Source organism: Anoxybacillus andreesenii (assembly GCF_030813005.1).
In the GTDB taxonomy this organism is placed as follows: domain Bacteria; phylum Bacillota; class Bacilli; order Bacillales; family Cytobacillaceae; genus Robertmurraya; species Robertmurraya andreesenii.
Genome location: NZ_JAUSTU010000002.1, coordinates 265,835 through 289,056 on the forward strand (window position 1 = coordinate 265,835; position 23,222 = coordinate 289,056).

24 protein-coding genes and 1 pseudogene are annotated in these 23,222 nt (G+C 42.1%); 7 read left to right on the plus strand and 18 right to left on the minus strand.

Annotation, left to right across the window (positions count from 1 at the left end):
• Window positions 1-70: 70 nt before the first annotated feature.
• Both lipL and pta read right to left on the minus strand, forming a co-directional pair.
• Window positions 71-916 carry an octanoyl-[GcvH]:protein N-octanoyltransferase gene (gene lipL, locus J2S07_RS03255; protein WP_307148965.1) on the minus strand — a complete coding sequence of 282 codons (846 nt, stop codon included), beginning with the start codon at window positions 914-916 and terminating at the stop codon, window positions 71-73.
• On the minus strand, window positions 913-1,890 hold the full coding sequence (pta, locus tag J2S07_RS03260) for a phosphate acetyltransferase (RefSeq protein ID WP_307148966.1): 978 nt from the start codon (window positions 1,888-1,890) through the stop codon (window positions 913-915). Before pta ends, lipL begins: the two co-directional genes overlap by 4 nt.
• Window positions 1,891-2,192: 302 nt before the next feature.
• Here pta and hemQ point away from each other — a divergent pair, with 302 nt between their 5' ends.
• Both hemQ and gerQ read left to right on the plus strand, forming a co-directional pair.
• On the plus strand, window positions 2,193-2,939 hold the full coding sequence (hemQ, locus tag J2S07_RS03265) for a hydrogen peroxide-dependent heme synthase (RefSeq protein ID WP_307148967.1): 747 nt from the start codon (window positions 2,193-2,195) through the stop codon (window positions 2,937-2,939).
• A gap of 135 nt (window positions 2,940-3,074) precedes the next feature.
• Window positions 3,075-3,530, plus strand: coding sequence for a spore coat protein GerQ (gene gerQ, locus J2S07_RS03270; RefSeq protein ID WP_307148968.1), 456 nt, complete (start codon window positions 3,075-3,077; stop codon window positions 3,528-3,530).
• 87 nt (window positions 3,531-3,617) lie between these two features.
• Here gerQ and J2S07_RS03275 read toward each other — a convergent pair whose 3' ends face one another.
• The 15 genes and pseudogenes from J2S07_RS03275 to fdhD all read right to left on the minus strand — a co-directional run bounded on the left by J2S07_RS03275 (window position 3,618) and on the right by fdhD (window position 17,413).
• The gene (locus tag J2S07_RS03275) at window positions 3,618-3,989 is read right to left on the minus strand and encodes a DUF423 domain-containing protein (protein ID WP_307148969.1); all 372 of its coding nucleotides are present in this window, start codon (window positions 3,987-3,989) and stop codon (window positions 3,618-3,620) included.
• Between the two features lie 14 nt (window positions 3,990-4,003).
• Window positions 4,004-4,264, minus strand: coding sequence for a YwdI family protein (locus J2S07_RS03280; RefSeq protein ID WP_307148970.1), 261 nt, complete (start codon window positions 4,262-4,264; stop codon window positions 4,004-4,006).
• A 265-nt stretch (window positions 4,265-4,529) separates the two neighbouring features.
• On the minus strand, window positions 4,530-5,285 hold the full coding sequence (locus J2S07_RS03285; RefSeq protein ID WP_307148971.1) for a DUF4230 domain-containing protein: 756 nt from the start codon (window positions 5,283-5,285) through the stop codon (window positions 4,530-4,532).
• Window positions 5,286-5,497: 212 nt separating this feature from the next.
• Window positions 5,498-6,517, minus strand: a complete 1,020-nt coding sequence (locus J2S07_RS03290; RefSeq protein WP_307148972.1) for a thiazole biosynthesis adenylyltransferase ThiF — start codon at window positions 6,515-6,517, stop codon at window positions 5,498-5,500.
• A gap of 124 nt (window positions 6,518-6,641) precedes the next feature.
• Entirely contained in the window at window positions 6,642-6,875 is a 234-nt protein-coding gene (gene moaD, locus J2S07_RS03295) for a molybdopterin converting factor subunit 1 (RefSeq protein ID WP_307148973.1), read from the minus strand.
• Window positions 6,868-7,332 carry a molybdenum cofactor biosynthesis protein MoaE gene (locus J2S07_RS03300; protein ID WP_307148974.1) on the minus strand — a complete coding sequence of 155 codons (465 nt, stop codon included), beginning with the start codon at window positions 7,330-7,332 and terminating at the stop codon, window positions 6,868-6,870. The genes moaD and J2S07_RS03300 overlap by 8 nt, the downstream gene beginning before the upstream one ends.
• Before the next feature lie 40 nt (window positions 7,333-7,372).
• Complete coding sequence (locus J2S07_RS03305) at window positions 7,373-9,289, minus strand: molybdopterin biosynthesis protein (RefSeq protein WP_307148975.1); 1,917 nt, start codon at window positions 9,287-9,289, stop codon at window positions 7,373-7,375.
• A gap of 12 nt (window positions 9,290-9,301) precedes the next feature.
• Complete coding sequence (locus J2S07_RS03310) at window positions 9,302-10,531, minus strand: molybdopterin molybdotransferase MoeA (RefSeq protein ID WP_307148976.1); 1,230 nt, start codon at window positions 10,529-10,531, stop codon at window positions 9,302-9,304.
• Window positions 10,528-11,163, minus strand: coding sequence for a molybdenum cofactor guanylyltransferase (mobA, locus tag J2S07_RS03315; protein ID WP_307148977.1), 636 nt, complete (start codon window positions 11,161-11,163; stop codon window positions 10,528-10,530). Before mobA ends, J2S07_RS03310 begins: the two co-directional genes overlap by 4 nt.
• A 34-nt stretch (window positions 11,164-11,197) precedes the next feature.
• Window positions 11,198-11,995, minus strand: coding sequence for a formate dehydrogenase accessory protein FdhE (locus J2S07_RS03320; RefSeq protein ID WP_307148978.1), 798 nt, complete (start codon window positions 11,993-11,995; stop codon window positions 11,198-11,200).
• 121 nt (window positions 11,996-12,116) lie between these two features.
• Window positions 12,117-12,785 (minus strand): formate dehydrogenase subunit gamma, encoded by a 669-nt coding sequence (locus J2S07_RS03325; protein ID WP_307148979.1) that lies wholly within the window; start codon window positions 12,783-12,785, stop codon window positions 12,117-12,119.
• Window positions 12,778-13,599, minus strand: coding sequence for a 4Fe-4S dicluster domain-containing protein (locus tag J2S07_RS03330; protein ID WP_307148980.1), 822 nt, complete (start codon window positions 13,597-13,599; stop codon window positions 12,778-12,780). The genes J2S07_RS03325 and J2S07_RS03330 overlap by 8 nt, the downstream gene beginning before the upstream one ends.
• A gap of 2 nt (window positions 13,600-13,601) precedes the next feature.
• Window positions 13,602-15,998: pseudogene (fdnG, locus tag J2S07_RS03335) on the minus strand (formate dehydrogenase-N subunit alpha); the annotation flags it as partial.
• A 12-nt stretch (window positions 15,999-16,010) separates the two neighbouring features.
• Window positions 16,011-16,583: a twin-arginine translocation signal domain-containing protein gene (locus J2S07_RS22050; RefSeq protein WP_510182023.1), complete on the minus strand. Its 573-nt coding sequence runs from the start codon at window positions 16,581-16,583 to the stop codon at window positions 16,011-16,013.
• Between the two features lie 65 nt (window positions 16,584-16,648).
• Window positions 16,649-17,413: a formate dehydrogenase accessory sulfurtransferase FdhD gene (gene fdhD / locus J2S07_RS03340; RefSeq protein WP_307148981.1), complete on the minus strand. Its 765-nt coding sequence runs from the start codon at window positions 17,411-17,413 to the stop codon at window positions 16,649-16,651.
• Between the two features lie 390 nt (window positions 17,414-17,803).
• Here fdhD and pdxK point away from each other — a divergent pair, with 390 nt between their 5' ends.
• The 3 genes from pdxK (at window position 17,804) to bshB2 (ending at window position 19,816) form a co-directional block, all read left to right on the plus strand.
• A complete protein-coding gene (gene pdxK, locus J2S07_RS03345) occupies window positions 17,804-18,622 on the plus strand; it encodes a pyridoxine/pyridoxal/pyridoxamine kinase (RefSeq protein ID WP_307148982.1) in 819 nt (272 codons plus the stop codon).
• A 130-nt stretch (window positions 18,623-18,752) separates the two neighbouring features.
• A complete protein-coding gene (locus J2S07_RS03350; RefSeq protein WP_307148983.1) occupies window positions 18,753-19,100 on the plus strand; it encodes a YojF family protein in 348 nt (115 codons plus the stop codon).
• Window positions 19,101-19,147: 47 nt separating this feature from the next.
• The gene (gene bshB2, locus J2S07_RS03355; RefSeq protein WP_307148984.1) at window positions 19,148-19,816 is read left to right on the plus strand and encodes a bacillithiol biosynthesis deacetylase BshB2; all 669 of its coding nucleotides are present in this window, start codon (window positions 19,148-19,150) and stop codon (window positions 19,814-19,816) included.
• Between the two features lie 31 nt (window positions 19,817-19,847).
• Here bshB2 and J2S07_RS03360 read toward each other — a convergent pair whose 3' ends face one another.
• Complete coding sequence (locus tag J2S07_RS03360) at window positions 19,848-20,591, minus strand: Crp/Fnr family transcriptional regulator (RefSeq protein WP_307148985.1); 744 nt, start codon at window positions 20,589-20,591, stop codon at window positions 19,848-19,850.
• Between the two features lie 237 nt (window positions 20,592-20,828).
• Between J2S07_RS03360 and J2S07_RS03365 the strand changes: the two genes are divergently transcribed.
• Both J2S07_RS03365 and nosZ read left to right on the plus strand, forming a co-directional pair.
• A complete protein-coding gene (locus J2S07_RS03365; RefSeq protein WP_307148986.1) occupies window positions 20,829-21,287 on the plus strand; it encodes a cytochrome c family protein in 459 nt (152 codons plus the stop codon).
• Window positions 21,288-21,304: 17 nt separating this feature from the next.
• Window positions 21,305-23,185, plus strand: coding sequence for a Sec-dependent nitrous-oxide reductase (gene nosZ, locus J2S07_RS03370; protein WP_307148987.1), 1,881 nt, complete (start codon window positions 21,305-21,307; stop codon window positions 23,183-23,185).
• Window positions 23,186-23,222: the final 37 nt, after the last annotated feature.

The following is a 23,222-nucleotide window of genomic DNA, read 5'->3' on the forward strand; positions in this document are numbered from 1 at the left end:
AGTGGAGAAAAGGTTGGCAGCAACAGCTTCATGAAGAAAGCCACACCCTTACAAAAAGGGCTGTGGCTTTTCATCGTAAGCTTTCGAAAACCTTATCATTTCTCTCCACGACCCGCTCATAATAGCTTTCAAAGAGAGGAAGCTCCTCCGCAGTCAACGTTCCAGAGTAGAGCTTTTTTGTTTTGCCATGCAAGACTTTTAAGGCAAGAAGCATCACATCTGCAATCGTTAAGTCCTCTTGCAGCAATTCTGATAACGAGGCCATTACATTTCTATCAATTTGAGGATAGGAGAATTTCGTCTCGATGTCTTTTTTGGCAAGAGTATAGAAATTCTTGATCAGCTCGGCCCGCTCACTGCCACTCCCGCTCACACAAAGATAGATTTGCACAGCGACCCCGTGCTTGAGCCTACGCTGGGAAATTCCTGCAAATTTCTTCCCACCGATGCTTAAATCATAACTTCCTGGACAATAAGAGCCCACGATTTCCCTCGCCTCGATTTTCCCCTTTTCCTCAGGAAACATTTCCTCTATTAAGGCTAGCATCGTGTCATAGCCACGGTTAATGTCGATTCCCTTATCACCCTCTTGAAATATGAGAGAAAGATTAAGCACCCCTTCATCAAGGACAACAGCAAGCCCACCAGAATTTCGAACGATATATTGATAGCCTTCCTTTTTTAAATAGTCCAAGCCATCCTGCAAAAAAGGAAGCTTCGTATCCTGAATGCCCAATACCACCGTCTTTGAATGAACCCATGAGCGCAAAGTCGCCGGAGCAAGCCCTGCCCCGACGGAGGCGCACAAAGCATCATCCATCCCGAAGGATTGGAGAGCATTGACATGCAGCCCTACGACCGATTGATCAATGACTCTCCATTCTTGTTGACTTAATAGTTTGTCCGAACCGTTCATTTGCTTAAAGCTTGAGCTGCGGTGATTAAGGAGAGCTTATATACGTCCTCGTCATCACAGCCTCTAGATAAATCATTTACAGGGCGATTTAATCCTTGAAGAATCGGCCCTACTGCTTCAAAGTTTCCAAGTCTTTGTGCAATTTTATACCCGATATTTCCTGCTTCTAGGCTTGGAAAAACAAACACGTTGGCGTCACCTTTAAGCGGGGAATCCGGTGCCTTTTTCGCAGCGACAGATGGCACAAAAGCTGCATCAAATTGGAACTCTCCATCTAAGACGAGCTCGGGGCTACGCTCCTTGGAAATCTTTACGGCTTCTGCAACTTTTTCCGTTTCAGGCGATTTGGCTGAACCCTTTGTTGAAAAGCTTAACATCGCCACTCTTGGATCGATATCAAACATTTGGGCAGTTTTCGCACTTTCAAGGGCAATTTCCGCTAAATCCTGGCTGTCTGGAGAAATATTGATAGCGCAATCAGCAAACACATATTTCTCCTCGCCCCGAACCATGATAAAAACCCCAGACGTTTTTTTCACGCCTTCTTTTGTTTTGATGATTTGCAGCGCTGGTCTTACCGTATCCGCTGTAGAATGGGCCGCACCGCTGACAAGTCCCTCTGCTTTATTTGTATGTACAAGCATCGTTCCAAAGTAGTTCTCATCAAGAAGAATTTTGCGTGCATCTTCCTCGGTTGCCTTACCCTTTCTGCGCTCAACAAAGGAAGCAACGAGCTCGTCCATGCCTTCATAGCTCTTCGGATCATAAATTTCCATGCCCGCTACTGACACATTAAGCTCCTGCGCCTTCGATTCAACAGCTTGCTTATCTCCTACCAAAATCGGTGTTAATATTTTTTCATCTGCAAGTCTTGCAGCCGCTTTAATAATCCTTTCGTCTAACCCTTCAGGAAAAACAATTTTTATATTTTGACTACTTACCTTCTCTTTTAAGCCTAAAAATAGGTCACTCATGAAAATCCTCCTTTTAACTGTCTTTCAGTATTTAGCATACCCTTCCCATTCAAAATTTCAAGAAAACTCGTCAATGACAACGTTTTCTCCCAAAAAGTTCATTTTTTCATAATATTCATCCTAATGGCTTCTAGCTATATTTTAATATAGACGAAAATAGATCCAATTAGCCACATGAGCTTGCTTCCTATTTTTTGAATCCTATTTAATATTTGGGAACTGGCTATGTTTATTCATGGGTTTAATGGAAAAACTATGATATAGTATTATGTGAAGTTAGTACATATTTAGGAGTGATTGAGATGAGTGAAGCTGCAAAAACACTCGATGGATGGTATTGTCTGCATGATTTCCGTGCTGTTGACTGGACAAGCTGGAAAATGCTTTCTAGTGATGAAAGACAAGCCGCTATTTATGAATTTTTGGGCCTTGTTGAAAAATGGAACAAAACACAAGCAGATAAAAAAGGCAGCCATGCCTTATATACAATTGTCGGTCAAAAAGCTGATTTCATGATGATGCTTCTTCGTCCAACAATGGAGGAGTTGAATGAGCTTGAAACTGAATTTAATAAGACGAAGCTCGCAGAATATACCATTCCGACAAGCTCTTACGTGTCCGTTGTGGAATTAAGTAACTATCTCCCATCTGATCAGGACCCTTATCAAAGTCCGGAGGTATTGGCTCGCCTTTATCCAATTCTTCCTAAAGCAAAGCATGTCTGCTTCTATCCAATGGATAAACGTCGCCAAGGCGATGATAACTGGTACATGCTACCAATGGAGGACAGACGTAGCTTAATGCGTAGCCACGGAATGATTGGACGTAACTATGCTGGCAAGGTGAAGCAAATTATTACCGGTTCCGTTGGTTTTGATGATTATGAGTGGGGTGTGACCCTTTTCTCTGATGATGTCCTTCAGTTCAAGAAGCTTGTGTATGAAATGCGCTTTGATGAAGTAAGTGCACGCTACGGAGAATTCGGTTCCTTCTTTGTTGGAAATATTTTAGAAGAAGACCGTGTGGAAGCTTTTTTGTATGTTAATTAAATAGTTGATATATAGCCCTCAGTTGAACTGAGGGCTTTTTTTGTCATAAAAAATAAAACTCACGCATATCGATTATTAGAGCAGGTTATGTAGAGCGATACTGGAAATCTATTTTTCATTCTGGAGGGGAATCATTTGACGAATCAAGGTTATTATTACCCACGGCAAAACCCTTATGGGCACCAACCTTATCAATGGGGAGGAGCGACAGGAGGTCAACCACCAACAACTCCGCCTGTGAGCACTGGCACGATGTTTCCAACACCAACACCACAACCGCCTACACCACAAATCCCTGGTATGCTCCCACTAGAGCAATCCTATATTGAGAATATTTTTCGCCTCAACAAAGGGAAGCTAGTCACAGTCTATGCCATGTTTGATACAGTTTCTGCAGAAGGACCTAGAGCCCAAACCTTTCGAGGAGTCGTCGAAGCAGCAGGGAGAGATCACCTAATTATCAGTGACCCGGAGACGGGCAAAAGAATCCTGCTCCCCATGGTTTACTTCGGGTATGCCGTCTTTGATGAAGAGTTGGATTACGAATATTCTTTTGGAGTTCCAGGGGCAACAACATATCCGCCTCGATAAGAAAAAGGGAGCCCTTGTGGTTCCCTTTTTCTTGTTAAGACCTCATTCCGTTTTTCACCGACAGATTACAAAGGACCTTTATTCCTTTTAGAAAAGCTTTACCGCCGCGACTACAATTAATGCCCACGCCACCAAGAATGAGACGCCACCTAGTGGTGTAATGGCCCCAAGTACGGAAATACGAGTGACCGCTAACACATACAGGCTTCCAGCAAAAAGGACCGTCCCAATAAACATCAGCCAGCCGGACCAGTTAAGTAAGGAGCTTGCAGGAAATTTCCCCAGTAGAATGCCAACAATTAATAATCCTGTTGCATGGAACATTTGATATTTCACTGCTTTTTCCCAAATATCCATGTATTTAGGCTCTAGCTTCCCTTCCAGTCCATGGGCACCAAATGCCCCTAATGCTACTGATAAAAAGGCATTAATGGCCCCCAAAATAATAAATATTTTCATTTCTTTTCTCCTCCCTAGAAATCAAACAGCGAGTCCCCATTTGCTTCCTCATCAATCTTTATTTTTTGCGATTGTTCGTATGGTAGTTGCGAAATCGACTGTGGGATGGATGCGGAAGCTGTTTTCTCAGCTGTGGAACCCTCGTCTAGAATCAGTTCGCATAATGCCTTAATCGCATGAATTCGCTCTCTTATCCGGGCCTCACCTGCACAAAGCTTGGCCTGTTGCACTTCCTCCTCAATTTTCCTTAGCAGTTTCTCCATGGAAATGTTCAATCTTACCACCTCGACTCTATCCTACACTATAATGGAGTTTTTTAACTAATATTAATATTTCTCCATGGGGAAAGTAACCTTATTTTTTTTCATATTTTAAGCATACCTGTCCAGAAGCCTTTAATACTTCCTGAGAAGGAAGACGGTTCGTTTTAAACTGAAATGCCTTGCAGCCCTTAGGAAACTTTGGATCCCAGGTTACATAAAAATGCCGGCAAGAAAAACAATTAATACGTTGATTTTGACTCATTTATTAGATCCCCGTTCAATCCTCATAATGAACCTTCACTTCATAGCCCATCTGTGCAAAAAATTCCCGCAATGTTTTTTCCGCATTTTTTTCAGCCATGTCTAGTAATCCTTGGGCAATTGCCTCCTCTTTCACGAGTGCCTTTGCCTCTGCTGCAAGCTCATAGGCTTCCTCCCAATTGACCTCTTCTCGAAAAATACCTTCGACCGAAAATGCCTGAACCTGCTCAAATTCCAAGGATGGCTCCTGCAGAATCGTCGCATGAGGGAGAGTAATATCCAGCTTTTTCTTTTCCTCGTCTATTTTCACACGACCCTCACTCACATTTTGCAGGTCCACCCCAGCGGTCACGGTACCAGGTACCACTAACAGAAGCTTGCGCTTTGTTCCTGGGATATTCGTTTTAATTTCCTTGCCAAAAAGCTGGTTGTCTTCCTTTTCGATAACGGCCTTTACAAAGGCTTGCGAGGTAGCAAGGGAGGAAAGCTCCCGCATATGCTCTATGAAACTACCTTTTTCCATCTTTGGTTCTGCACCTGAAAGCATTTTATAAGCTCCCACTCCGAGCAATGCGCCGACGAGTATAAAGGCTAGAAGAAAGATGATAAGTTTGACATACCCCTTTTTAATTCTAAAAAAACCTCTGAGTGAAGGTGTACTCTTTCTATTTTCAATCGCAATCGCAGCCGATGTTTGCTGCTTGCTCTCTTTTAATTCATGCATAATCGCATCCAGTTGCGCTAGAATTTCATCCTCTTTTTGTCCCAACATCATCATCCTCTCGATTACTTCCTCCCTATTATAAGGGAAAATACTTATTCATGAGGATCTTTTGATTGATTTTCCAATTTTTCGTTAGGTTGCTGCTTCTTATGCCGCCAGTACGTCTCTAGCAAAAATAACATAATGTTAGAATCTACACTACATAGACCAAAAATAAAAGGCTAACCTGGTACAGAACTCGTACCGATTAGCCTTTCGTTTTATCCTAATATACGTTGATAAATTGATCTTGCCTGTGAAATATCCTTCGTTCCATGGATAAGGGCTCTTCCGTCCTTGAAGATAACCATGCGGTTGGTGCCCATTTCGACTGAGAGCAAATAGGGATTTCCCTTTACCTCATAGTGAAGTCCTGATAAATGCGTTGATAATTCATTCAGATCGATTTCCCCATGTTTGGATGGACGAATTTGAACGGTGTCACGTCCACATAGCACCTCTGACTTCATAAGATTTTCCTTTTCTAAATAAGGATAGGTTCGTGCCGTACCACAGGATAGACAGCCTTCATCCTTGGCCTTGGACATTTTGATACTGCTATACTGGTTTCTCCAGAGGTCAAAGCTGACGAAGCTATGTCGAATTGCATCCCAATCCTCTACCAGTATTTTTAGGGCCTCTGCTGTCTGATGAGCAACCACCATCTGTACGGTTGGTGCAATAATTCCTACCGTATCACAAGTCTGACCTTGGACAGGAATCGATTTGAGGAGACAGTTGAGGCAGGGGGTTTGACCTGGGATAATCGTAAAGCTCATTCCAAAGCTGCCGACACAGGCGCCATAAATCCATGGAATTTGAAACTTTTGCGAAATATCGTTAATGGCCATCCTCGTTTCAAAATTATCAGTCGCATCTATAATTAAATCTATGTCCTTTACGAGCTCTTCCAGCATTTCCGGGGTCGCATCGCCAACGATCGAACAGATATCTACATCAGAATTAATCGCTTTTAACCTTCGTTCAGCCGCTACAGCCTTCGGGAGCTTTCGTTCAACGTCCTCTTCTGTATAAAGCTGCTGTCTTTGGAGGTTGCTTGCCTCCACATAATCTCTATCCACGATCGTCAGCTTCCCGATCCCTGCCCTTGTTAATATTTCTCCGTTGCTCGAGCCGAGGGCTCCAGCACCAATCATGAGCACATGCTTTGTGCGAATCTTCTCTTGGCCGGATGGACCAATTGGTGTGAATAGCATCTGTCTAGAATAGCGCTCGTACATGATTCTACCTCCTCGTCAGTAACAGGTGCCGAAAAAAGACACTGTCCACCAAAGACGGACAGTGTAAATACTTTATGAAAGTTAATCTGGCCCGCCGATGGGCAAGCGCTCTCCGCTTTTCTACTTACCCACCACTTACAGGTGGGATAAAGGCTATTTCATCGCCTGACTGAATTAAATCGTCATCCGAGGAGAATTCCTCGTTGATTGCTGCCATGGCTGATTCAAGCTTGCCTAGCTGATATTCTTTAGCAATCAATTCCTTGACCTCGGAAACCTTTTTTCCCGAAACATCCATCTGGATAAATTCTTCTCCAACAGCATCCTTCAAATGAGCAAAAAAGAGAATCTTATTCATTTAAATCACTCTCCTCAGGCTTTCCTGTCGGATAGGCAACCTTCTCTAATTGATCGCCAATCCATTCTTCTCCATCCTCCCAATGCTCTTTCTTCCAAATTGGGACAATTTCTTTAATTCTTTCAATCGCATGGCGGTTTGCCTCATAGGCATCGGCACGATGTGGGGTTGAAACAGCAATGACAACGGCAATATCAGTTATATCAAGGCGACCCACACGATGGGTAATCGCAACCTTTGCTCCTGGCCAACGTTCCTCAATCTCTGCACCAATCTGTTCAAGCTTCTTGACTGCCATTGATTCATAAGCCTCGTAGATTAAATAGAGTGTCTTCTTTCCTTTTGTTAATTCCCTAACCGTACCAATAAAAGTCGTAATCGCTCCAGCATTGCGCTGAACGACCTTGTCAATCACTGATTGAATATCAATCGGATCCTTTGAAATCTCAAAGTTCATTATGGACACCCCCTGAATAAATTCTTGTTTAGTGATTGTCTTAATAAAAGACTGGGGTTGGATCTATCACAACAGAGTAGCCTCCGATGGCTTCAACTCGTGCTCTAAACGCTTCAGATTGAATAATCCGCACTAATTGCTGACCCATCTCACTTTCAAAAAAGGCTTTGGTCATTAATAAATCGTACTCTTCATCTGCAACAGGAATAAAATCCAATCCCATTGATTTTGCCGCAGGGTAAATGCCAAGACCAACAGCTGAAGGGCTTCCTTTGACTTCGGCTGCTACACTTAAATGAGAGAACATTTCCCGATCATAACCATTGATTTGCTCAGGATCAATCCCATTCTCCCTTAATAATAAATCAAATAGGATTCTTGTGCCGGCTCCTTTTTGACGATTTACGTACAGTGCATGGCTTTTGGAAATATCCGTCACATCGTGAATTGATAATGGATTTCCTTTTGGAAGAAGCCACCCTTGTGTTCTCCTAAGAAACGGATAAAGGACAACATCCCCGCCCGCTAAGAACTTCTGAACATAGGAGCGGTTATATTCCTTCGTTTCTGGGTCCAGTAAATGAATGCCAGCGATATGGGCCTCTCCTTTTCGGATGGCCATAATCCCCGCCATGCTCCCTACGTGGGATGAGATAATTTTTGCCCCCTTCAATTCGCTTCGTAAAAAAGAAGATAGAATATCGATGGTTAGATCGTGACTACCATTAAAAACGACAGCGGTAGCAATTTCATCGACAGGCTTTAGAAGCTCAAGCTCCACCTCATCCCCCTGCTCATACCCGAGCTTATCAGGAGGAACAATCAGCATGCCATCTGCTTTGACAAGGGACATCGTAACCCCTGCCGCTCTTGTTAATGGATTGGCGATGTACTCCCCGTTCACATGGCCAATGGTCATGCGAACGAAATCCTCTGCACCCATTGTCGAGACGATTCTTCGACCAAGCTTTACCTTTAACCGTTGTCTTTTCGGCTCAGTAATACCCAAATAATCACAAACCAGCGGTCGAACAAACCACTCAAGTGCTAAATAGGCTGAAACGGGATATCCTGGAATTCCAACAACGATCGTATCGTTGATTTTCCCTAATACCACTGGCTTTCCTGGTCTTGTTGCAACCCCATGGGTAAAGACCTCGCCAAGCTCCTCGATTAAGTGCACTGTATAGTCCTTTGAACCTGCCGATGAGCCTGCGTTAATGACGACAATATCGGATGAATCAACCGCTTGTAATAGCGCTTCTTTTATTTCACTCGGATTGTCCCTAACGATACTGTGCAGCTTTGGTTCTCCGCCCCACTCCTTAATATAGCTCGCAATAACCGTCCCATTAAATTCAATTAACTTCCCGGGTGCTGAATTCTCACTCGGCATGACAAGTTCATTTCCCGTAGGAATAATCATGACGGTTGGCTTTTTCATAACCTTGATCCTTGTGGTCTGAGAGGCTAACAAGACGCCGATATCAACGGGACGGAGCTTATGTCCCTGTGGAAAAAGCATTTCCTCTTGGACAATATCCTCGCCAATGGGCCGAATATGAGCCCATGGTGCGGCCGGTTCAATGATCTCCACTACGTCGTCAGCGATTTCATCGACATTCTCAATCATGATCACCGCATTAAACGGCGAAGGAATTTCATTCCCGGTATCTACGTAAATAAAATCTTCATTTCGTTTTAGCTGAATTGGATTTTGCTCATGTGCGAGGAAGGTATCCTCCGCCCTCACGGCAATTCCATCCATTGCTGAAGCATGATAATGGGGCATGGAATTATGAGCAAAGACAGGCTCTGCAGTAATTCTTCCGAGCGCCTCACTACTATCCATCCACTCGAATTCTCTTTGCGGATTAAAATGGGCTAGGATTTCTTTCACCGCAACCTCTCGAGGCTTATCTTGTAGGTATATGATTCGTTTGTATTTTTTATCCATTCTCCCCACACCTTATTGAAATAATGTTACTGGTACTTGGTCTCCCTTATGAACTCCTTCACTCTCAGAAGCGATTTCAATCATTCCTTCACTTTTGACTAGAGTTGAAATCAACCCGGATTTCCCCAATATTGGCTCTGCATACCATTCATTATCTTCTTCAAAAAGTCGTACGCGTATGTAGTCCGTGCGCCCCGGGCTTGAGGGGATATTCTTCGTTACCTTTGCATACGTCAGCTTGAGATGGTTCATTTTTACACTGCGAAGCGTATCGATGACTGCCTTTCCAAACAAGTGGAAAATAATCATGGCCGAAGCTGGATGTCCAGGTAAACCAATAATCGGCTTATGATTTGCCGTCGCAAGAATCGTTGGTTTTCCAGGCTTAATCGAGATCCCATGCACGTAAACACCTGGTGCACCCAATGAATCAATGACCTCAACGGAATAGTCCTTCGTGCCCACAGAGCTGCCGCCAGAAAGGATTAGGCAGTCTGTCCTGTCTAATAGATCGCGCGTCCTTTGCTCGAGCTCTTCCCGGCTATCCCTCACAATTCCTCCGTATATGAAGTCAAGCCCCCATTCTGCCACTAATGCTCCGACGGTAGCAGCGTTAATATCCCTTACCTCTCCAAGCTCCAAGCTTGGTGCCTCCATGGGAACAATTTCATCTCCTGAGGATAAATAGCCAATGACAGGCTTTCTCCAAACAGACACCTCTGTAATCCCTTGAGACGCTAAGGCGCCAATTTCTTGAGAACGGAGTTTGGTTCCTTTCGCAAGGAGAATTTCCCCTTTTTTCAAGTCCTCACCAATAGAAATCACGTTCTCTCCAGGTGCGACCTGGCGATAGAGATTTAACAATCCGCTAATATCCTCGCAATGCTCAATCATGATGACCGCATCACTGCCCTCTGGCAGCATTCCACCTGTTGGTACATACATGGCCTCTCCTGCCTGCAGTCCCCTTGGAGGTTCTTGTCCCATTTTCACCTCACCGGAAACCGTTAGAAACCCCGGCATATTTTCGGATGAACCAAAAGTATCTCGAGCTTTTACGGCATAGCCATCAACAGAGGAGCGACGAAAATTGGGGACATGTTCCCGTACAACGATATCTTCAGCTAAAACGAAATGAAGCGCTTCAAATAAAGGCTTCCTGATGGTCTCAGTAATAGGTGTAACCATTTCACTTATTAATTGAAATGTCTCTTCTACGGTTTTGACCTGAAAAAATTTCATGTTTCATCTCTACCCTTTACCTGTTCATTTATTGAAAGTGTATGCCTTGACATGTTCTTTGCCTGCTCATATTCCTCTGGATGATTCATATTAAAAAGATCTGATTCCCTAAGGAATATACCCTTCCTGCAAATTTCCATATTATCCATAATCTTAACATGAATGTTCTGAAAAATCCCTCTTATTCGCAGTTGGTTTTGATCCAGGGACTTTTCAATTTCTACACTTACCTCTTTACGATAAGCAGCGAATAAGGGGTGGAGCTGGCCGTTGATTTCAGGGACTACCGCTTGGTATTCAGATAATTCCCGAAGAAGAACGCCCCCAAGCTGAGACGAAATAAACGGCATATCGCAGGCAACAAGCAAATTCCTCTCTGTCTTTGAGGTATTCAATCCAGCATGAATGCCAGCAAGCGGCCCCATACCTTTCCACCTATCCTCCACCATAGGAAGTCTCAAAAACTCATATTCTTCAAATGAATTTGTCACAATGAGAATATTATTTACGATGGATCGGAGTTCTTCAACTACGTTTTCAATCACCGTTTTTCCATTAATCTTTAATAAAGCTTTGTTCGTTCCCATCCGACTTGATTTTCCACCAGCTAAAATAATGCCCGTAGCCTCCATTGCGTCACCTCAGTTACATAGGCTGATGCCTAAATCAATGAGTACCTTTCATCTCAGGAATCCCAAAACCATTCTCCTGAGCAATATAATCTAAATGGATTGATTTGATATCTAGAAGCGGAATCGGATCTAACTTAATTAATTTCCGTGTATCGATAACCTTCGTATATCCTTTACACTGATGGCAAACATAGACTTCCCCTCGTTCATCCTTCTCAATCTTAAGGATTTCAATCTTACCAGGCTCTTCACAGCCACAATGGGCACATGTAATTTTCTTTATCTGCCAAGAATATAAACAGCGTGGACAGGTTAGTTCCTTTTTGCCACTCTTATTGATCACACCGATTCTAGGCGGTTCCCCACAAGCAGGACATGCCCCTTGTGCATTCGCCTGATGAAGTTGTTCACTTAACTCAGAGGAGAGCTTCTGCAGGAATGGTCTAGCGGCATGTTCAGCAATAAAAAATGGCAGCCATTCAGCTATCCCGTGATCCTTTGCCAATTTTTCAAAGTAAAAATTATTGACCGAAACAGCCTCTGTAAACCATTTCTCTAGAATTTCATTTGTAAGTAATCTACGTATTTTATTAAATTGCTCTGTTAATGAAGGCTGGGATTCCTCTAATAGAGTGAAAAATTCCTCGATAAAACGATTATACTGCTCTACATTAATCGTAATATGCAAATGTGGAATAGCCGGAAAACTCTTTATAGCCAAACGCTGCTCTGGCGTTGTCAGCGTATCTTTCTCTAGTGATTTGCTCCATTTTTCACTCAAGGTTTGTATATTTTCTTCAAGTTGTTGGTATTCTTTATTTAGTACATTCATGCTTTTCACCTCGTTGGGCAGAGATAGAAGAAAGGCTACCCAAGTTTTAGGGTAGCACTCTCCAATTATTACTATTAACCATTTTACTATAATTATTTCTTTTAGGCATGTGATAGATCACTTAGGCATGCTTTTTCTTTTTCTCTTCCTGCTTTAACTCTTCATACCAGCGTCCGTGGTGGTCTTTCGCATACTCTTCCGAAACCTCTCCCTTGAAGATCCCTTGAAGAGATGGTTTCGCAAGTGCAACTGACATGTAGATATGTCCAACTACTACTGCTGCAGCAAGCCCTAAGCCAATATTATGAATCGGATAGGCCCACATAACCACAGTTTGTGAGAATTTTTGCGGGAACCACATGATGAGACCTGAACCAATGAGCATGATCGTCGTGATAATCATTAACCAAGAGTTTGCTTTCTCCCCAGCATTAAAGAAATCTTGTTTTGGAACATTGGCTTTGCGTCCAAAGAATTCCTTTGCAAATTCAGGGAAAAACTTTAAGTCATGTTTCTTCCAAGAGAAAATATTCTTCATCCAATTGATGAACCCCTTTAAATCAAAGAAGATCATAATTGGAAGTGGTAACATAAAGCACACAGCTGCAATCCTATGGACTAGTCTTGCTCCAGCTGGGCCACCGAATACTGGATAAAGCCAATCAAAGAATTCCGTATACATTGGTAGAGCAGAGATGTAAAGGACAAAGAATGCAAGTGCATTGACCCAGTGTGAGATAATAAAACCTTTATTAAAACGCTTTACCATCCTTCCATTCTTCTTACTCATGGTCTCGGCCTCCTTCTTCATGTCCGCCTTTATCCTTCTTCATCGCATTCGCAATGACAGCACCGACTACTGCCATCGTTGTTGCTCCAAACATGGCTTTGCCAAGTGGCTGTGCATAATCCTTCCAGACAACTTGAGATAGTGGAACCTTCGGATTCTCTGGTAGGCCATAGACAGACGGCTTGTCTGCTAGAAGATACACGGTTGTTGTTCCTTTAATGCCTTGTGGATTGTAAATATTAGCATTAGGGAAACGCTCTTTAATTTTTGCCAGACGCTTTTCTGCTTCAGCCAAAACGGTTTCCTTCTCATCATACACTAGGCAATCCGTATGACAAGCTACAACACAAGCCGGCTGTAAGCCTTGCTCAAGACGATCTGTACAAAGGGTACATTTTTGCGCTTTGCGGTATTCTTTTCCGTTCTTATCTTTATATGTTGCTAATTCAACAACATCAAACGTACAGTTTGTCGTACAGTAGCCACAGCCAACACATTTATCATGGTCAATGACAACCGAACCAAATTTTGTATGACTAATTGCATCTTCAGGACATGCTTTCTCACAAGCAGCTTCAACACAGTGTAAGCAGGATTGATGTCTGAATAACCATTCAAATCCACCATTTGCCGTCGTATGCTCATTGTAGGTAATGACATTCCATGTATGAGCATTCACCTTTTCGTGTGATTGATAGGAGCCGGAATATTCCTCTGTTACAGTAGGTAGGTCGTTCCAGTTTTTACAAGCCACCATACAAGCACGACAGCCATCACATTTCGTAACGTCAACAAATTTAATATAATCTGCCATTCTTACGCCCTCCTTACATCGCATAGGAATGCTTTATATTCTGGTATATGTGAGTTCGGATCCCCAATATGCGGTGTTAAACGGTTGGCAGTTGCTCCTGTAGCAATTCCCTTGTAACCGAAATGCCATGGCATACCGATATGGTGAACTGTTTTATCCTTAAGCTTATATGGCTTGAAACGTTTCGTAATCATTGCGTAGGCCTCAATCTCACCACGTGCAGAGGACACGATGATCTTGTCCTTTTCCTTAATACCCTTTTCTTTCGCGAGCTCTTCACTAATTTCAACGAACATATTATTGACTAGCTCTGCTAACCAAGGAACATTACGTGTCATGACTCCAGACTGCCAGTGTTCAGATAAGCGATAGGTTGTCGCAATGATTGGATACTTAGAGAAATCACCCTGTGCATTCATCGCTTTTTCCCCGAACTGAACAGCTGGGTTTAATTGAATGCTTGAGAATGAGTTATCCATTGGATTCTCAAATGGCTCATAGTGCTCTGGGAACGGACCTTCGTTCATCATCGCAAAAAGGGCACCTTTTCCATCAGTCTGCATAATAAATGGACTATTAAATGCCGGATCATCTGGACCTCTATCCTTCACAAAGTCAGGAACGTCATTTCCAACCCATTTTCCTTGAGCTGCATCCCAATAAATTCCTACACGATCCTTGCTCCAAGGCTTACCATTTAAGTCTGCACTTGCGCGGTTGTATAGGTTACGACGGTTCGCAGGCCAAGCAAATGACCAATTAAGGAAATTACTCATGCCTTCATTTGTATTATCACGGCGTTTTGCAAGGTTCTCATTTTCTGGATAGAAGCCGGTATAAATCCAGCAGCCAGCTGTTGTAGAACCATCGTCCTTTAGGTCACCAAATGTTTTAATTTGCTGCTTCGTCTTCCAGTCATAACCATTAATATCTCGACAAACGAGATCAATATCTGGATGATCATGATCCCCATACGCCCAATATAAAGCATTAATTTGTTTGGCAGCAGGAGTGGATTCATTTTTGTACATTTCCTTAAGACGACGAGCTAAAATATGGACAATCTCCAAATCAGCCTTTGCTTCACCTTTTGGCTTGATGGCTTGCCAACGATACTGCATCCACCGTCCAGAGTTGGTTACAGATCCTTCCTTTTCAAAGGAGGCACATGCTGGTAAGAAGATGACCTCTGTTTGAATCTTGGATGGATCTCCACCAGCTTCTTTTTGCCAGAAGGCAGAAGTTTCCGTTTCAAATAAATCAACAGCGACCATCCATTTGAGGTTAGACATTGCCGCTTGTGATTTAAAACTGTTTGGTCCTCCGACAACAGGGTTCGAACCAAACATGATTAGTCCTTCTAATTCCTTCCGATACATCGCATCAAATAGACGCATGAAGGAATAGTTCTTACCGTCATCAATTTTTGGTAAATAATGATAGCCAAACTCATTTTCTGCTGTCGCATTGTCTCCATAGAAGGACTTCAGCATACTTGTATAAAATTTAGGGAAATTCGTTTTATAACCTGTTTTTGGCGTAATTCGCTCTAGGAAGCCCTTATAGGTTCTGTCTCCCTCAGACGTAGTTGGTACCTCCATATATCCTGGAACATTATGATAAAGAAGACCAAAGTCTGTGGAACCTTGAACGTTAGATTCTCCACGAAGGGCATTTACTCCGCCACCAGCAATTCCGATATTTCCAAGTAAGAGCTGGAGAATGGCATAAATACGGATGTTTTGAGAGCCAGTAGTATGCTGTGTTCCACCCATTGCATATAGAATCGTTCCAGCTTTTCCAACTTCCCCAGTCGCACCGTAGGTTTTACAAATTTCTAAATAAGTCTCTTTATCAGTTCCTGTTACACCACAAACCGTATCGATATCATAGCGGGAGTAGTGTTTTTTCAACAATTGGAACACACATCTTGGATCCTGTAGGGTTGGATCCTTAAGAACATTTTCCTCAGCATCCTTCTTGAAGCCCCACTGAGTCTTGTCATATTTTCTTGTTTTTTCATCATAGCCACTAAACATGCCATCTTCAAAATCAAATGAATCAGCAACGATGTTCGCAGCATTTGTATAGTTGACAACATATTCTTTATGATAAAGCTCGTTTTCTAGGACATAATTAATCATACCGCCGATGAATGCGATATCTGTACCAGAACGAAGCTGAGCATAGACATTAGCCATTTGTGATGTTCTCGTATAACGCGGGTCAACCGAAATGAGTTTTCCACCCTTTTCAATTGCTTTTGAAATCCATCTAAAACTAATTGGATGATTTTCCGCTGGGTTTGCACCAATAACCATTAATGCATCTGCGTACTGAAGATCATTCCAGTGATTGGTCATTGCTCCACGACCGAATGTAGGTGCCAGACCGGCAACCGTTGAACTGTGTCATATTCGGGCCTGGTGCTCAATATAGGTTAACCCTAAACCAGCACGGAAAAATTTGTGTAGTAAATGACATTCTTCATTATCTAAAGCTGCTCCACCTAAATAGGCAATATTATCTGTTCTATTAACTGGATAGCCATCTTTCATATGGGTGAAAGCTTTATCACGGGATTCCTTAATGTTTTTGGTTACCTTGTCTAAGGCAAACTCCCAATCAACCTCTTCCCATTTACTGCTTCCTGGAGCGCGATACATAGGTTTTGTTATGCGCTTCTCCGAAGTGTACACCTGACGAACCGTTGTCCCCTTACTACATAAAGTACCCTCATTGATTGGATGATCTGGGTCACCCTCTGTGTAGACAACATCATCTTCAGTTGCATAGACTAAAATACCGCAGCCCACAGAACAATAAGGACAGATTGTAGGTGTTGGCTTAATCTTGGCAATCTTGAATTCACTTGATTTCGCTTTAGCTGACTTTTCGTCGAATCCAAGCTCAACAACTGCTAATGTTGCAGCGACTGCACCAGACAATTTCAAGAACTGTCTTCTAGTAACATTCACTTCCATCACTTTTCCCCCTCCGTTATTTTTTTCTTTTCTTGAATGGATAGAATCATAATTTATAGATAATCCTAGACAGGATGTATCTCCAAAGCTCGTACCTCTAAATCGTTAACCACTCTTCCAAATGAGGTATAAGGAATGGCCATTTTCCCTCTTAAGTATCCAACCACTTCAATATTTAAATATTTTGCAAGTTGGATGGCTTGTTTTGTGGCAGCAGTTCTAGAACCTATTACCGCAAAGCCAAACTTTGCAGCCTTCGATAACATTTCATAGGAAACCCTGCCTGTCGTGAGCAAGAGAAGTGTGGATGGATCTAGCTCATTTCTAAGCGCATAGCCGATGATCTTGTCTACAGCATTGTGGCGCCCAATATCTTCTCTAACCGTTATTTCTCCTTCTTCATTCACGATGCAAGCACCGTGCATTCCACCTGTTTCAAGGTAAAGTGGAGAGTTTTTCGAAAACTCACTTCGTTTTTTCAATAGGTAACTTAGTTGGTATGTTTTTCCTACAACTACCTTGTTAAACGTTTTCACATCTGTCATTGAAAAGAAAGTGACTCCTCTGCCACACCCTGCAGTATAGTGCTTCTTCTTGGAAAACATCATCTCTGTATCAAAGTCACTTGATAAAGTAACATTGATCATTCCCGAATCTTCATCGACGATTAGCCCCTCAACATCACTCGCTTGATCAATCATTCCTTCAGAGAATAGGTATCCATAGACCCAATCCTCTAAATCAAACTTTGTTAATTGAAAAACCGCCACTTCAAAATCGTTTACAACAAGGGTGATAGGGTATTCCTCGGGGCAGCCTTTTCGATTCATCTACTTTTTCACCTCATTAGCAAACAAAATTTGTTCACTTTTTTCATTGTAAAAAACAAATTCACACAGTTCTGCGACAAATGTCACATTTTTGTCATTTTATATCGAAAATTTTTCTTATTTTCTTTGTCGTACCATCAAATTTTGTCGAATTTCACAAAATAAAGGCCAAACGGCTTATAATTCTATAACAAGTATTAAAATAGTGGAAAAACATTTTAACCATTCTGTCTAATTGAATCTTAATTCTTTCTCCCTTTCTGTTCTGTAACTTTTGTCACACCCACATAGTGTTAATGATTCCCTTACTAAGAAAATATGCCATTTTACTAACCTGTTATTTTAAGATAAAATGGAAAGAAAAAATCTTCTCAAGGGGGAACACCCGAAATGAAAAAGGTTCTGACAATTGCTGGTTCTGACACGAGCGGAGGAGCTGGTATACAAGCCGATTTGAAGACATTCCAAGAGCTTGGCGTATACGGAATGACAGCGATAAACGTCATTGCTACGATGGATCCAAAGAATAATTGGAGACATAGTGTATTTCCAATCTCTATTGAAGCTTTTGAAGCTCAAATGGAGACCGTCCTATCGGTTGATCTTGCCGCAATGAAGACGGGAATGCTGGCAACCGTTGAGGTGATTGAAAGAATCGCTAAAGCGATTGATGAACATCAATTTAAAAATGTAGTAATCGACCCGGTTATGGTTTGTAAAGGTGAAGATGAGGTGCTGAACCCTGACAACGCCAATGCACTTCGCGATTTACTAGTGCCAAGAGCTTTAGTTGTAACCCCGAATTTATTCGAGGCATCCCAGCTAGCAGGTACCGCTCCAATCAAAACCATTGACGATATGAAAGAAGCCGCAGCCAAGATTCATGCATTAGGAGCAAAATACGTTATGATTAAAGGCGGTAGCAAGCTTGAGCATGATAAGGCTGTTGATTTGCTGTTTGATGGAAAAGAGTACAAGCTCTACGAAAGTGAAAAAATTGCTACAACCTATGTGCATGGAGCAGGCTGCACCTTCTCTTCCGCCATTACGGCAGAGCTTGCCAAAGGAAAATCCGTCTTAGAAGCGATTGATGTAGCGAAGGATTTTATCACGGCAGCTATTCGCCATGGATTTAAATTAAATGATTTTGTGGGACCAACCATGCATGGAGCTTACCGTACATTTGGTGTAGAAACAGCTACAAAATAATAATTGAACGGAGCCTAATGGGCTCTGTTTTTTTTTGAGCAATTCCATATCTGAAGCGAACTATTTCTTTTTTTGATTTCATTTTAGTAGAATGAATTATTGAAGAGTCTTATTTTAAGGAGGAATGACAATGGAGCCTGTGATCGTCGAAGCGGTACAAAAAGAGCTAGACCGCCTTTCCAATAAAGAAGTCTATATTCATCTCGAAACCACGAACGGGGCGTACGCGACGCACAATGATGAATCCCTTTTTTCCTCTGGAGCCTATATTCGCAATGCCAAAATTCGGTATGAACAGGGGAAAATAACGGGTCCCAACCCTTATCGAATTGGGCTTAGAACAGAGATTGGCTGGGTATATGCAGAGGGTATTACTCATTTTGAAGTCGATGAGAAAAACAGATTATTGTTAGCGGGACATGATTTTCAAGGAAAGCTCGCTGTTGCACTTGAAATTAGTGAAACACCATTTAACTAAGAAACATGCCCAGACAGCCTATTTAAAACAGAAAGGAGACAATATTAATGGAAAAAGAACGGCATTTGCTTGTAATATTCCCCCATCCAGATGATGAAGCATTCGGTGTCTCTGGTACCATTGCAAGCCATATTAACAATGGCACTCCTGTTACCTACGCATGTCTAACATTAGGCGAGATGGGGCGTAATATGGGAAACCCTCCATTCTGTAACCGGGAAACCCTCCCTAACATTCGTAGACAAGAGCTCCAGAATGCTGCAGATGTTCTAGGGATCAAAGATTTAAGAATGTTAGGATATCGCGATAAAACAGTGGAATTTGAGGATCAGGAAAAGCTGATCAGCCACCTTGGTTCCATCATTCAGGAAGTAAAGCCTTCTTTAATTATCAGCTTCTATCCAGGATATTCTGTTCATCCGGACCATGATGCCACTGGGGCTGCTGTGGTAGAAGCAGTAAAACGCCTGCCGCAAAACGAAAGACCAAAGCTGAACCTTGTGGCCTTTGCGAAAAACTGTGTCGATGAGCTAGGGAAGCCAGATATTATCAATGATGTGACAGAGGTCATTCCTACAAAAATTGCTGCCATCAAGGCCCATCGTTCCCAAACTCAACTAACCGTTGCCAATATGGAAGAAAAGTTTAAGCAAAATGATCCGCAAATCATCGCATGGCTCCAAAATGAACGCTTTTGGACCTATCATATAAATTAAAGAAAAAGAGAACGGAGCCCGTTCTCTTTTTTTAATTTATAGGCTTCACATACGAGGAACAGAATTTACACCAATCTGTTATAATAATTTGCTTATCTTTAATATCTATTAGTCCATCATTGCGTAGCCTTGAAAACACACGACTAACACTTTCCCTGGAAGTACCCACTAATGTGGAGAACTCCTGAACCGTAATCGGAAGCTCAATGAACATCTTATTACAACGATTGGCGCCAAATTTATCAGCAAGTCTCACTAGTGTTTTAACCGTTTTTGTATACACATCCAAAAGAGCGATATCCCTCATGACCGATGTCAAATCTCGAAGCGACTCACTCATATAACGGATCATTTGCACTGCTAGCTCAGGTGAGAGCAAAAGCTCTTGCTCTAAATCATCCGTTTTTAAAAAGTAAACCTCTCCCTCCTTTAACATCGTCCCTGTAGCAGGATATGTGGTTTCTCCATAATTAAAAAGACATGCCTCCGCAAATATATCTCCCTTTTTTTTCACACAAACAATCAGTTCATTTCCATGCTCGTCTTGCTTGGTCAGCTTAACAATGCCTGAATGAATAAAATAGACTCCCTTAGCTGTTTCAAACTCAGACATAATGACTTCGCCTTTTTTATATGCCAGTTTTCGAATACGCTTACTTAATAGCTGAAGGGCTTGTGCAGGTAGCTCTTTAAACACATCCACCTTACTCAAGAATTCATTCATTTGAGGACTTATGGAAACATCTTCGTTCAAGTCCATGACATCATGGCTCATGCTTCTCCCTCCTAATCCAACAACTACATATCATTCTAGCGAAGCTCCTTCAATAATAATGTGACAATTATCACATATTATTTTCCCATTTTCGTCATTTCTTTTTATTTCCATCTGCGCTTCACAAAACAGCCACATTCAGTCGATATTTGTGTGAAGTGCATCACTATTAGCCCTTTGTAAAAAAAGTAGGATGAACATGTGAAAAAAATTGCCGCAACATAAGGGGGGAATACCGTGAAAAATCCAATCATTCAATTCATTCTCTGTGCAATTATTGGTCTTGGACTTGGTTATGTCGTATTTGATGTAGTGCTTGCTGATGGCGGCAACAACAAAGAGGTTGCTAGCAGCGCAGAAACGGCAAAAAGCACTACCAAAGCTACGAAAGAGGAACAAAAGACAACCAAGACGGAAGATATCGCAACTGCTTCAGGGGAAGAAAATATTCTTCAATCGAAAGGTTGTATCGGCTGCCACGCTGTTAAAGGCTTAAACCTTGATGGTGGAGCAACGGGTCCGGACCTTTCGCAAGCATATAACAATGTTGAAGGCAAGCATGGCAAGCCTATACAAGAATTCTTAAAAGAACCAACATCCGCAGTTATGTCATCTGTCATTGGCGGCAACCCACTTACAGACGATGAAATTGCTCAAATCGTTGAACAATTGAAGAAAGCATCAGAAGCTAAATAAAGGAAGGAGAAACAAGCATGAAAAAATGGGTACCTGCTGTATCAGGTTTAGCTGCTGGACTTCTAGCCGCAACTGTGTTTTTCGCTGACTTCTCATCAGGTCCATCTGGATCCGCTTCAACAGATACAGCGAACAAGAATAAATCCAATGCTGAAAAGGTCTATGTCCCATTCGGAGAAAAAGACGAATATTATCTTATGGCTTCAGGTGGTCACTCTGGACAAATGTTCGTCTACGGAGTTCCATCCATGCGTAAAATTCGTACCATTCCAGTATTTTCTCCAGATTCAGCAACTGGGTATGGCTACGATCAACATACAAAGGAAATGTTAGGTAATTATACTTGGGGCGACCTTCATCACCCAGCGATTTCTGAAACAAACGGAGAATATGACGGGAAGTACTTATTTGCAACGGACGTAGCGAATAGTCGTGCGGCTGTTGTAAATCTAGAAACATTCACGACAAGAGATATTATTGATGTCCCTAATACAAGTGGTCCTCACTGTGCAGCATTCGTTACTGAGAACACTGAATACATGTTCCTTCCAACACGTTTTGCTGTACCAATTGGAAGTAAATATGAATCATTAGATGACTATAGTGAAAAATACCGCGGAGTTATGTCAGCGGTAACCTTTGATGAGAAAAACGAAAAGCTAAACATTGCTTATCAAGTAGCACTTCCACCATGGTCTTATGACTTATCTGACGCTGGTAAGAAAATGTCTAAAGACTGGGCGGTTATGACTACCTATAACACAGAGGAAGCAACAACGAACTTAGAAATCAACGCTTCTCAAGCGGACCGTGACTATATTGTTCTTTTCAACTGGAAAGAGCTTGAGCAAAAAGTTAAAAATGGCGAGTACGAAGATGTAGATGGTCAAAAAATGATTTTCCCTGAAAAACAAAAAGGCGGCATTTACCTTGTACCTGTTGCCAAATCACCACATGGTGTAGACGTAACTCCTGATGGTACGCGCTTTATTGCTTCAGGTAAGCTTGCACCAGCCATGACTGTGTTCTCTTTTGAAAAAGCATTCAAAGCAATTGAAAACAAAGAATTTGATGGCGAACGTAACGGAATTCCAGTTCTCAAATATGAATCCGTAATGGAAAGAGAAGTGAACCCTGAGAATGCCCTTGGACCACTTCATACACAATTTGATGATAAGGGTATGGCCTATACAACGATGTTCATTTCTTCTGAGATTGTCAAATGGAATCCAAATACTGGTGAAACATTAGACCGTGTAGCTGTTCAATACTCACCAGGACATGCGGCAGCGGCTGAAGGGGATACGGTATCTCCAGATGGTAAATATATTGTTTCACTGAACAAGCTTGCTAAGGATTCCTACTTATCTGTAGGGCCATCCCATCCAGAGTCTATGCAGCTTATTGACTTAACTGGAGATAAGATGGAAATTATCCAATCAGCACCAGTTGACCCTGAGCCACACTATGCTCAGATGATTAAGGCAGACAAAATTAAGACGATTCCTATCTACGATATTGATAAGAAAAATCCAGCTGCTGTTACAAAAGCAGAGGAAACTAGAATTGAACGAAAAGGCAATGAGGTTCATGTATACGGATTAGCAATGCGTTCAAAATTCATTTTTGATGCGAAAGCAAAGCGTCCAGATGTCATTGAAGTGAACGAAGGGGATAAGGTATTTATCCACTTGACGAACGTTGACTTAGACCAGGATATTACCCACGGATTTGGAATTAACAAATACGACCTAAATATGGAGGTTCAGCCTGGTCAAACGAATACACTTGAATTTACAGCGAATAAAGCTGGAACTTTCCCGCTCTACTGTACAAACTTCTGTTCAGCATTACATCAAGAAATGACTGGCTATCTATTAGTCAAACCTAAAAAATAATCACCAAAGGGAAAGGGTATCATAAATTCTATGATGC